Genomic DNA, 12,509 nt, shown 5'->3' on the forward strand with positions numbered 1-12,509 from the left:
CAAGACCAGATTTAAAACAAAAAAGCCACCTTTAAATAGATGATTTAAAGATGACTTTTAAAACTAGAATTTCTAAAACTTTATGTTCTAATGGTATTATTTACTGAACAAATCGGCTAAACCAATAGCGTCTAGTTCTTGTTTTATAATTTTATAATCATTATCCGTCAAAGTAGAATGCGGGAATCGCGATGGACCGCAATCGATACCCAACACTCTCATAAACCCTTTACCTACACCATTAAAGCCCCCTTTACTGTCTAAAATTTCTACGAATCGAATGGCTTTTGTTTGTAAGTCTGCAGCCTCTGCCATTTTACCTTTCTCGAAAAGATCTTTTATTTTGTAATACAATGGTGCTAAATGGTTGTATGTGCTACCAACCCATCCTGTTGCACCTAAAGGCAAGCTGTTAATAAATAATTCGTCGTACCCAAAAAGTATATTAAATTTACCGTTTGATACTTTTTTACTATGCTGAAAATCTATTAAATTATTATTAGTAAACTTAATACCTGCCAAATTGGGTATTTCGTTTTCTGCAAGTTTTAAAAAATCATTCATATTAAAATTAGCCCCTGTTAAAACAGGAATATGATAATAATAGAACGGAATATGAGGTGCACAGGCAGCCACTTCTTTACAATACTGAACCAATTTATCGATGGCATTTAACCTAAAGTAATAAGGCGCTAAAACCGCAATGGCGTCCACTTTATCTGCAGCATAAGTTGCCAATTCTTTTGCTTCATGCAAATTGGCATGACCAACGTGATCGATTAAATATAAATCTTCCGATTTGTTTTGAGACCAAGCTAAGGTTATTTCTTTGCGCTCTGCAGTAGATAAGGATGTAAAATCTCCTGTAGATCCATTCATAAAAATACCTGAAACTTTATTATTGATTAAAAACTGACTATAATCTTTAATCTTTGCGGTATTCAAAGAACCGTCTTTGTGCATAGGTGCATAAGCTGCAGCTATTAAATTTTTTATTTTCATGTGTTTATATGTATTGTTTTTTCATCGGTCTTATGCCATATCCATTATATCACTTGTATGGGTATCACCTGTTTTAATTATGGATGTTTTATAAGATTTAATGTCGTATTTTAGTTCAAAACGTAAAAAAAGAGAGTTCAAGCTATTTACTCAAACTCTCTTTTGTTTACTATCTAACTAATAAAATAATTATTTAGTAACCTGGTGTTTGAACCAGCAATGGGTTTCTTCCTATCATATCTGCTGTAATAGGTAGTAACATTTTATATTCATCGCCAGGATTTAAAAAAGGCACATTATTTATGACAAAACTATTACCAGCTCGTCTTAAATCCCACCATCTTTTACCTTCTCCAATAAACTCTTTATAACGCTCATCTAAAATAGCATTGGCATTATCAGTTTGCGAGCTATTTGTATAAGCATGAATCGCAGGATTATAATTAGCACCATAAGCTCGTTCTCTTATTTGGTTTATTTCACCCGAAGGGTCCTCTCCTAATAAATTTTTTGCTTCGGCTAACAATAAAAGAACATCTGCATATCTATAAACTGGTACATCACTCTCAAAAATTCTACCTCCTGCACCATCTTCTCTACCCAAAAACTTAGAGAACACCGCACCAAAATAATTTGCGGCGTCATAGTTTGGATATCCAGCTCCGCCATTATCATTGGAATATAAATAAATAAAATTAGCGGCTTTACGAGTATCGTCATTATCATCTAATAATAACAATGTTTTTTCTTCTGGACCAAATCTATTTGCACCATTTATTACAAAATCTTGCATTGACGTACCGTCACTATTAAATGTAGGTGAAATTTCGGTAGCTCTTCCTGTAAAACTGTTATAAAAGTTAGAGGCCTCATTCTCCTTGTACTGCACCGCAAAAATAAACTCATCATTACCTTCATTATCGATACCCCATAAATTAGCATAATCATTTTCTAAACTAACGCCTAGGCTTGCAATTTGATTTAAAGCAGATTTGGCCTCAGTAAAATCTGCCGCACCACCACCTAATACATTACCAGACCATATGAAAACATCTCCTTTAAGCGCTAATGTTGCAGCTTTAGACCAATACACCTTACTATCTGCCCAAAAACTATTATCTGATCCAAATAAACTTAAAGACATAGCAATATCAGACTTAACTAATTCCATAACCTCACTTTGAGGTGATCTAGCTTTACTCAATCCTTCAGGACTTATATCAGCCAAAGGCTCTAATGAAATTGGAACGTCGCCCCAAGTTTTTAAAAGGGTATAATAATAAAAGGCTCTTAAACCATAAGCTTGACCAAGTAAATGATTCCTATCCGATTCATTAACAAATGCAACATTGGGTGCATTAACAATAAAATCGTTAAGCTTATGAATGTTTGAATAAAAACCACTCCAGCCACCAAATGGAGCTGTTGTTGCCGTTATATTAGACTCAATTAGACTAATAAATGAAGGTGACTCAAATGTGTTTCCACCCCATATGTCGCTTCTTATTTCTCCTAATAACCAAAAATTAAAGTTACTACTGCGGTATGTGCCATACAACCCCGTATGAGCAGCTCTTGCACCTTCTTCGGTATCCCAAAAACCGGCGGCTGTTAATTGACTAGGGCTTGTAATTTCAAGTTCGCTTTCGCATGAACTCAATCCTAGCAATGCAAATAAAATGTATATATATTTTTTCATTGTTTGTAATTATTTAAAATGAAACATTTAACCCTATAGTAACCGTTCTAGGCATAGGAAATTCACCAAACTGCACGCCTCCTTTCTCTGGAGAGTCACCACTGTAACTTTTAAAATAATGTAAATTAGAACCTGTAACATAAATACTCAAGTTGTTAATAACATTTTTAAAATATTCTGTCGGTACGTTATAGCTTAAGGTTATTTCTCTTAAAGCTAAATAATCTCCTTTTTCCCAGAAACGAGTCGAACCAAAGTTACCTCTTAATATATTTCTTTGAGCGTCTACAAATATGAAACGCGGTAAATCTGTATCAGTATTAGTAGGCGTCCAAGAATTTAATACTTCAACAGGTTGATTTAAGTTACCTTGTGTTTGCGCTAGACCTTTAACTCGAATATGATTATTTACAAGGTGTCCCGTAGCAAAATCAGTTTTAATAAATAAATTAAAATTTTTGTAAGTTAAACTAGATGTAAAACCACCAACAAAATCTGGTGTTGCTCTACCAATAACTTTTCTATCTAAACTATTAATTACATTATCACCATTTTGGTCTACCCAAGCCACATCACCAGGAAAACGTTGTGTCCCATTAGGTAATAGCTCATCAACTCTAGTAGCGTGAGCATCCACAGCGTCTTGATTCGCATAGATGTAATCTTGCTCATAAGTTACAATTAAATCATTACCAACTCGTTGCCCTTCTTGCAGACCACCAACCCATTCATTTTGTCCAGTTGTAGGATTGTAAATTTCTGTTCCGCCTTGCCTATTCAATTCATTATCGTTTTCAGGTAACTTAATTACATAATTCTTGTTACTAGTAACGGTTGCTCCTATGTTCCAAGTCACATTTTCGTTTCGAATAACATCGGCATTCATTTCCAATTCAAAACCTTTATTTCTAATTGTTCCGTTATTTGTAAGTACACTGCTAAATCCAGTATAATAAGGCAATGTTAAATCAGCAAGCTTATCCTTAACATCTCTAGAATAAACATCAGTTATGAAATTAAGGCGGTTATCAAAGAATGATATATCTAAACCAACATTAAAGGTAGTAGATTTCTCCCAAACAAGATCTAATGTTGGTAAACCAGTATTGGCATAACCTGTTTGGCCATTGTATGTGCCTTGAGAGCCATAAGAGCCAAAAACAAGGAAGTTGCCCCGATCAGAAATAACTTCTAAATTTCCATTCTCGCCATAACTTATTCTAGGTTTTAATTGAGATACAAATTTGCCCAAAAACGAGTTTTGTATAAACTGCTCATTATGAGCATTCCATCCTAAAGACACACTAGGGAAAAAGTCAAACTTTTTATTTCCTAGTTGTGAAGATCCATCACGCCTAAACGTTGCAGAGACTAAATACTTGCTATCAAAATCGTATAATAATCGACCAAATGTTGATACCAGTGCATATTCGGTTTCAAAACTTGAAGCTCCAGTTGGCTCTGCTCCAGCATTAAGTGTTTCAATTAAATCGGTTGGAGAGCCTTTTGTGCTTGCAAAAGAAGAAAACACATTTTCTTTAAAATACTCAGCTCCTAACAGCGCATTAAACTTATGGTTTCCAAAATTAACGCCATAATCTAAAGTTCCTGTGAGTTGATTTCTTAAAGTTCTCGTTAAACTAGTTGATGCGTTACGCGATGTGTTGAGTGTGCTTGATGTACTCCCTTGTCTATAAGCCCTATTAAAAGCTTCATCATGATTATTTATTGTGAAGTGACTTGCTTTTACGGAAGCCGTTAAATTTTCTATAATATCGTAATCAATACCAACAGATGCTGTTAAACGTTGTTCTAGATTTTTCCTAACAAATTTATCCTGATAATACAAAGGATTACCAAAACCTGCATTAGTACCTGGACTTAAGATGTTTGACAAAGTTCCATCTGGATTGTTGTCATAAGTTCTAGAAGTAGGCGCTTGTCCTGCAAATCTTCTAAAAACGGTATCATCTCCACCTAACGGGCTTCTATTAAGATTAGAGTGACTATATAATATATTAGAATTTACTTTAAGCTTTTCATTAATATTATAAGATCCAGAAAATTTCCCTGAGTATCTTTTAAATCCAGAACCTAAAATTAAACCATCGTTATCCAAAAAACCTAAACCTAGATAATAAGTGCCTTTTTCATTTCCTCCATCAAAAGATAAATAATGGTCTTTAGAGACACTTTCTTGATAGATATTGTCACTAACATCATTATCTAAATATAATATTTGTCTGCTAGGGTTTAATGGATCTGTAACAGTGTTCCAACCTGGCTGACTTAGCAAATATCGATTATCATCAGTAAGAAACTGTGTTGTAAATGCCGAATCTGTGGTATTGTTTCCTGTTGAAAAGGCTGTACTTCCATTATTTAAAAATCCAGAGTCAAAATTCGTTCTACCTGTCACTTCTGTATAATTAGCAACTGCTTGACGGTTATAGGTGATAAAATCTGCAGCACCTAAGAACTTTTGATCATCTCTGCGCTCGTTCATACTAAACTTGTATTTGTAGCTCATAGAAGACCGTCCTACTTTTCCTGTTTTGGTGGTTACTAAAATAACACCGTTCGCAGATCTTGCACCGTATATTGCTGTTGCAGCTGCATCTTTTAATACTTCAATTGATTCAATATCGTCGGCATTTAAAGCGTAAAAAGAACCTTGAACACCATCGATTAAAACTAAAGGAGACCCGCTTCCATCAAAACCAGTACCACCACGTAAAACGATTGATGGTGTAGACCCAGGTTGACCCGTATTGTTTGTTACTCTTAAACCAGCAATAGTACCTTGTAAAGCCGTTGCCGCGTTCGATCGCGTAGAGGTTTCTAAAATTTGTGTATCTAATTTTGAAATCGATGTGGTTAAGGTGGCTCTGGTTTGTTTACCGTAACCTGTAATAACAACTTCATCTAAAACACTAGCATCTTCAACTAAAGACACATTAATAACACTCTCATTACCAACAGTAATCTCGGTCTCTTTGTAGCCAATATAAGTAAATACAAGAACATCACCTGTACTCGCATTTATAGAGTAAACCCCATCAAAATCTGTTGATGCCCCAGTTGTAGTGCCTTTAATGATAACAGTAGCACCTAATAAAGGCATATTATCTCCAGCTGAAACCACTGTTCCTGTAATTGTTTTTTCCTGACCAAATGTTAAAATTGGCACAGAAAAAAGCAACATAAATATCAAATAATTGATATAAAACTTTCTTTTTTTCATACTAAAATGAATTACGTTAGTTAAAATTAGTTTAGTTATTTGCAATAAGTATTATGTATTACATAATGCAATACTAAAAAAAAAATTAACACAAAATCAAATTTTTAACATCTATTTTTAAAAACTAAAACGTTTTCGTCATTATTTAAAGCATTGAATAATGCCTATTTAAGCACTTTTTTAAAATTTTTAACAAGATTTTTACAAGACTGTTAAGCGCTATAAAAATGTTGGAAAAACTTATTAATCGAAGGTATAATTAGGGAATAAAAACAATAATTAAATTGGATTCGTTTTTGGAGATAAGAAAGATTTGGTGAAATGTATAAAGCATGACAAATTGCAGCAAACTTTTGCATCGTCTCCTTTAGAAAATATAAAAAGACAGGATATATAAGTGTTCATAACAAAATAATAAACCCCTTGAGTTTCGCCCAAGGGGTTTATTTAAATTGCGCTACATGAGTAAAACGCATTTCTAAAAGTATTTTTACTATTCTTTTGCCGCCAAATAACGTTCTGCATCCAATGCAGCCATGCAACCAGTACCAGCAGCTGTTACAGCTTGTCGATAAACATTGTCTGCAGCATCACCAGAAACAAATACCCCATCGACATTCGTTTTTGATGTTCCTGGAACATTTATAATGTATCCGGTCTCATCTAAATCTAAATAATCCTTAAAAATAGCGGTGTTTGGAGTATGCCCGATAGCCACAAAAAAGCCTGTTGCAGGAATTACATGCTTCTCATTCGTTTTATTATTAAATACGCGTACACCAGTAACCACTTGACCATCACCTAAAACCTCATCTGTTTCAGTATTATAGAGTATTTCAATATTTTCTGTATTTTTAACTCTAGCCGCCATAATTTTAGAAGCTCTAAACTCATCGCGTCTAACCAGCATCGTCACTTTCTTACAAAGTTTAGATAAGTAATGTGCTTCTTCACAAGCTGAATCGCCAGCACCAACAATGACTACTTCTTGATTTTTGTAGAAAAATCCATCACAAACCGCACAAGCAGAAACTCCACCTCCCAATTTCAAATACTTTTGCTCAGATTCTAAGCCTAAGTATTTAGCTTCAGCTCCAGTCGAAATAATCACAGTTTCGCAGTGCAACTCTTTGGTATCGTTTACCCACACTTTATGTATATCGCCAGAAAAATCCACTTTAGTCACCCAACCATCACGCACATCTGTACTAAAGCGTTGGGCTTGTTTTTGTAATTCCATCATCATCTCTGGTCCCGTAATTCCATCAGGGTAACCAGGAAAGTTTTCAACTTCATTTGTAGTTGTTAATTGTCCGCCTGGCTGAGTACCTTGATATAAAACGGGTTTCATATTAGCTCTTGCCGCATAAATAGCAGCTGTGTAACCTGCAGGTCCAGACCCTATTATTAGGCATTTTACTTTTTCTATTGTATCAGACATCTTTTCAAAAAATTTATAACTGCAAAAGTAACTTTTTTGAGGCAATCTCCTCCTAGAAGTTATCAACAGTTCTTATTAAAATATAAGATTAGTTTATAAAAAGTCATCAATCATTACATTATATAAATTAAGAGTGTTTAATGAGCTACAGTTTTTAATAAGGTAGAGTAAAGTATCAATTTTTTTTGATTGAATTCTAATATCCTTAAACTAAAATGTAATTAATTGATTAACAAATTTATTTGGTAAGTTTTGTACTACTAAATTAAATAGATGAAAATTTATATATTAAACTTGAAGACTTTAATAATTATTAAATGGAGTTAATAGTTTACCAGATTATTGGTATGTTTCAACATATTGACTATAACATATTGAATGAATCAATTTTAAAACGGATTGCGCTAACTTGTCTAATACATTAATATTAAGTTTGATAATGATTAATCATAGCGGTTAACATTAATAACTTAAAACTAAAAAATTATGTCGAAACCATGGCAAGATAAAGTAAAAGGCAATTGGAACATTGCTAAAGGAAAATTAAAACAAAAGTGGGGAAGCCTTACCGATGATGATTTGGATTACAAAGAAGGTAAAGAAGATGAACTTTTAGGGAAAATCCAAAAACGCACAGGCGAATCTAAAAAACAAGTTAACGAATTTTTAGACAACCTAAAATTTTAATTCCTTAATTTTTATTTAACAAAAATCCCGAAATATGGGATTTTTGTTATTATGACGAGAAAATTGTGAGGCTTACACTTTCCAAATTATTAATCTTAATTTTTTCTCTTATACAAGATAAACAATCAAGTTATATTACAATAAAATTGAAAATAAACGGCTAAGAAACCAAATTTAATTTAGTGCTAATTTTATGATTTCATCAAATCCACAAACTGCAAGAGAAACTATAATAAATTCTATAGAAAATTATTATGACAAGTTTTTAGAATTATTACCAAGAATAGCTTTAGGAATCTTGTTAGTTATAGCTGGAGTTCTTATAGCTCAACTTATAACCAATATTTATAAAAAACGAATTTTAAAAAAAGCCGAAGACCCATTAATGGCGAGCTTTTTAGCTCAAGCCATAAAAATAATTTTTGTACTTATAGCAATACTTTTAGCTCTTCAAGTCGCCGGTCTTAATGGGGTTGCTACAGGAATATTAACCGCTGCTGGTGGTGCAGCTATAATATTAGGTTTTGCTTTTCAAGACATTGGTAAAAATTTTCTTGCTGGCATAATTTTGGCTTTTAACAGACCGTTTAATGTGAATGATACTATTATGGTATCTGGACTTTTTGGAAAGGTAAAAGCATTAAATTTTAGATATACACATATAAAAACGTTTGATGGTCGTGATATTTATATACCTAATAGTGATGTATTAACGAAACCTGTAGAAAATTACACAGGAGATGGCTATTTTAGAAACGATTTTGTGGTTGGCATAGGTTATGAAGATGATATTGAAGCCGCAAAACAGGTGATTTATGATATTTTAAATAGTAACACAAATATTGTGCATAATGATGCTGCTCACGAGAACTTTGTAATCGAAGACGAGCTGGCAGCGAGCACAGTAAATTTAAAGGTGTTTTTCTGGGTAAAAACAATGGACTACAGGAAATCGTCTCGTGTATTACGTGGTGAAATTATTAAAGAAGTGAAAGAGGCTCTTGAAAGTAAAGGGTTCAACATGCCTGCCGATATTAAAGAAATTAAGCTTTATGGTAACGAAGAGGATTTCCCTTTACGAGTGCGTAAAGATCCAAAAGATTTAGAAACAGAATAAAACCTTACACAGATTTTAGGATAGTGTCTGTCTAAACTGTGTAAAGTATTATTTTGTCTATTCTTGAAATCACTAATTTGTTATAAATTGTACTTTCTAGAATTCGTATTTTGAATTAGTTTAGCCAATTTTGAAATATTCTTTATTTCTGGTTTCAACCATAGCAATACCCAAGGTTTTTAATTCTTTAAGGATGGGTTTGTATATTGTTTTCTTAATTGGAATATGCACCCCAGTTTCATTAATTTCTCCATTAAGAATCATTTTAACTCCAATGGCTGCCGGGAGAGCTACCGTACGAGCTATTGAGGTGTGTTCTGAATTGCCATAGTCTAACATGCGAGATATAATGCTCTCTTTATCCCCATTTGCTTTAGTTATGTTGAAAATATGCTGCATAATAACCATATCTCTTTCAGACTCATCCATCATCATTTTTTCAATCATTAAATCTGATGTCAAATCGAATGTAGAGCCTTCCTCTAAATGAACAGATTTTTCATCTAAAACGCCCAACCATTCTATGGCTTGTAATCCGGGATGATTGTCTGCCATTTTAAATTTAGTTTTAATGGTTTCCTTTAAATTGCCCGATTCAAACCCGTTTACTTCTGCAGTGACTTGCGCAAAGGTTTTCCCTTTTAAGTTCAAGGTTTTATGGTCTGTTAAGTTTAGTGATTTTAATAAATCGAAAGCGGTGCACCAATTTTGGTAGCGAAAGGTACCTCTATACATGGTCTTTACTTCGGGAATGCCATAAATATCTATATATGGTAAGGAATCGCGGTTTGGGTACACGTGCATTTTTTCTACTTCAGGAAAATCAATTTCTAAGGGGTTTTTAAATAAATCTGAAGTATCTAAATTAACCACTTCGCCGTTTTTTAGATATTGCGCATCGTTATTACTGGCTAACACAACACCTTTTGGCGACCATGAAAACTTATATCTAAAGGGGTTATTTGAAGCTTCTGGAGCGCAAAGTGCACCACATAAGGAATAAAAATCATCAATTTTTCCACCTTCTTCATGAACCTTATCGATAATTTCCATAGCTGTCATATGATCGTAGCCAGGATCAACCCCTATCTCGTTTAAAATGATTATTCCAGCTTCTTTTGCTTGCTCGTTTAAAGCTTTCATTTCTGCCGAAACATAAGAAGTGGTTAACATGTTTTTTTTATGAGCAATACACTTTTTAGCGACTTGAACATGGTAAGTATAAGGGAGAAGACTCACCACAAGATCGTGCGACTTAATTAGTGAATCTAAAACATCTGTATCGTCGATAGTCCAGGAAATCGCTTCTCCATTTTTACGACCTTCAATAACTTTTTCGGCTTTCTCCTTCGTGCGACTTGCTAGGGTAACTTTAAAATTATTGTCTAATAAATAATGAGCGATGGGCTTTACAACCATTCCAGCTCCTAAGATTAAAATGCTTTTCATTGGTGTTTTATTTGGTTTTTAAAATTGCTAACTCCTTTATGCTTAGTATTGTTTTTTGGTAATCTCTAACCCGACACTCTTTTCGATTTAAATACTTAATAAAATAAAAATTAATCATTAAATCGAAGGAAAGGCAAGATATTCCGAGAATCACAAATATTAAAACTTTATTTAAAATAGATGTTATTTTATCGTCCTAATTTAAGTGAATAAATAAATATTTTTAATTGGCAATCGTTATTTGATTGGACACTGATGTAAAATAAAAAAACACCTAAGAATAGTTACTCTTAGGTGTTTTTCTTTTCAAGTTAAAGTTTACATCACCAAAACATATTTACCAACCAGGGTTAGGTGTTAAATTAGAATTTATATTTATCTCCTGAAGCGGAATAGGAAACACTATGTGTTTATCTTGAAAATTCTCGGCAAATGGTTTATTGTGATTTTCCAGAGTTGTTTTTATCGATTCTGTCGCTGTACTGCCACGTTGCCATCTGTATAAATCGAACCAACGTATACCAAATTCCATAGCAAGTTCAACAGGACGCTCATGATGACGAATTTGAGTGCGCAGTTCTTCCTTAGTCATAACACCTAAAGGTGCAGCTCCGCCACGTGCTCTTACAATATTAACTTGATCTATAGCTAGTGAAGTTTTATTGTTTTCATTTAAGGCTTCAGCATACATGAGGAGAACATCTGCATAACGTATTACAGGAATGTTTGTGCCGTTATAATTATCTAAATCGGCATTAAAAGCATATTTTTTAAAATATCTTGGGTGGTTTAAACTGTCGGCAACAACAGTATAAGACTTCATTTCCTGAGAGCCTCTACTATACATTTCAGAATTAGGATCGTTAAAGAAAATACTCTCATAAACACGATTACTAATTTCTCCAGTACTGGTTAAATCTGTTTTCATTTGTTCTTCTAACCATTGTGAAGGATAGAATAATTCCCAACCCCCAAAAGCATATGGAGAAACCTGATAATTTAACACTTGACGTTCGTCGTTTCCATTAGAGCGGTCGGCTGAAAACTGAATTTCAAAAATGCTTTCACTGCCATTCTCTCCCAATCCGTTAAAATTATCGGCATAGTTTGGTAGTAATGCGTATCCTAAAGTTGTAACTTCTTGAAATTTCGTTTCTGCCTCTCCCCATTTTTCTTGAAATAAATACACTTTACCAAGTAGGGATTTTGCTGCCCCTAAAGTAGCTCTACCTTTCCACTCCGATGGATGGCTTGTTGGCAAGTCTGCTTCGGCTTCGGTAAGATCTGTTTCAATTTGAGCCCATACTGCAGATGGTGTCGCTTGACTTGGAAACAAATCATTTAAATCGCCACTAAAAGAAGTTACTAATGGCACATTTTCAAAACCAGTTACTAACCAGAAATAGTAGTAAGCTCTTAAAAATTTAGCTTCAGCGATAAGTGTTTTTTTCATATTTTCAGAAAGCACTTCCATATTAGGAACTTGTTGTAATATTTGATTTGCTCGTCCAATACCAGCATAACTTGCTTGCCAAACATTGTAAGGGCCACTTTCTTCTGTAGTATTAGAAAAACTTGCTAGCGTTCGTCCATAAGTTTCCGCTGTGTTATTATCCACATCATCTGCTCTATAGGCTAAAGAGGTATAAATTTCTTCAAAAAAGGCCCATTTACTACCACTAGCACTTTGCATTGCAGCATAAGCCGATGTTAAAGCCTGCATAGCATGATCTTCAGTTTGCCAAAAACTTTCTTCAGTTAAAACTTCTTTATTTTCAACATTTATAAAATCGTCACTACAGGAATTTAAAATTCCAATAAAGCCTACCGTTAATATTATATATTTTAGTTTTTTCATTGTTCTTTTTTT

8 protein-coding genes are annotated in these 12,509 nt (G+C 33.7%); 2 read left to right on the forward strand and 6 right to left on the reverse strand.

The window, feature by feature from the left end:
* Positions 1-96: 96 nt before the first annotated feature.
* The 4 genes from FEZ18_RS00930 to trxB all read right to left on the reverse strand — a co-directional run bounded on the left by FEZ18_RS00930 (position 97) and on the right by trxB (position 7,386).
* Entirely contained in the window at positions 97-1,002 is a 906-nt protein-coding gene (locus tag FEZ18_RS00930) for a dihydrodipicolinate synthase family protein (RefSeq protein ID WP_153266575.1), read from the reverse strand.
* A gap of 193 nt (positions 1,003-1,195) precedes the next feature.
* A complete protein-coding gene (locus tag FEZ18_RS00935) occupies positions 1,196-2,701 on the reverse strand; it encodes a RagB/SusD family nutrient uptake outer membrane protein (RefSeq protein ID WP_153266576.1) in 1,506 nt (501 codons plus the stop codon).
* Positions 2,702-2,714: 13 nt separating this feature from the next.
* Positions 2,715-5,945, reverse strand: coding sequence for a SusC/RagA family TonB-linked outer membrane protein (locus FEZ18_RS00940; RefSeq protein ID WP_153266577.1), 3,231 nt, complete (start codon positions 5,943-5,945; stop codon positions 2,715-2,717).
* Positions 5,946-6,438: 493 nt separating this feature from the next.
* Positions 6,439-7,386, reverse strand: a complete 948-nt coding sequence (gene trxB / locus FEZ18_RS00945; RefSeq protein ID WP_153266578.1) for a thioredoxin-disulfide reductase — start codon at positions 7,384-7,386, stop codon at positions 6,439-6,441.
* Between the two features lie 486 nt (positions 7,387-7,872).
* Here trxB and FEZ18_RS00950 point away from each other — a divergent pair, with 486 nt between their 5' ends.
* Together FEZ18_RS00950 and FEZ18_RS00955 are read left to right on the forward strand one after the other, a co-directional pair.
* A complete protein-coding gene (locus FEZ18_RS00950; RefSeq protein WP_153266579.1) occupies positions 7,873-8,073 on the forward strand; it encodes a CsbD family protein in 201 nt (66 codons plus the stop codon).
* A 193-nt stretch (positions 8,074-8,266) separates the two neighbouring features.
* Positions 8,267-9,190 (forward strand): mechanosensitive ion channel family protein, encoded by a 924-nt coding sequence (locus FEZ18_RS00955; RefSeq protein WP_153266580.1) that lies wholly within the window; start codon positions 8,267-8,269, stop codon positions 9,188-9,190.
* Between the two features lie 120 nt (positions 9,191-9,310).
* Here FEZ18_RS00955 and FEZ18_RS00960 read toward each other — a convergent pair whose 3' ends face one another.
* Positions 9,311-10,639 carry a saccharopine dehydrogenase C-terminal domain-containing protein gene (locus tag FEZ18_RS00960; RefSeq protein ID WP_153266581.1) on the reverse strand — a complete coding sequence of 443 codons (1,329 nt, stop codon included), beginning with the start codon at positions 10,637-10,639 and terminating at the stop codon, positions 9,311-9,313.
* A gap of 337 nt (positions 10,640-10,976) precedes the next feature.
* Entirely contained in the window at positions 10,977-12,497 is a 1,521-nt protein-coding gene (locus FEZ18_RS00965; protein WP_153266582.1) for a RagB/SusD family nutrient uptake outer membrane protein, read from the reverse strand.
* Positions 12,498-12,509 lie beyond the last annotated feature (12 nt).

This window comes from Oceanihabitans sp. IOP_32 (genome assembly GCF_009498295.1).
GTDB lineage: Bacteria > Bacteroidota > Bacteroidia > Flavobacteriales > Flavobacteriaceae > Wocania > Wocania indica.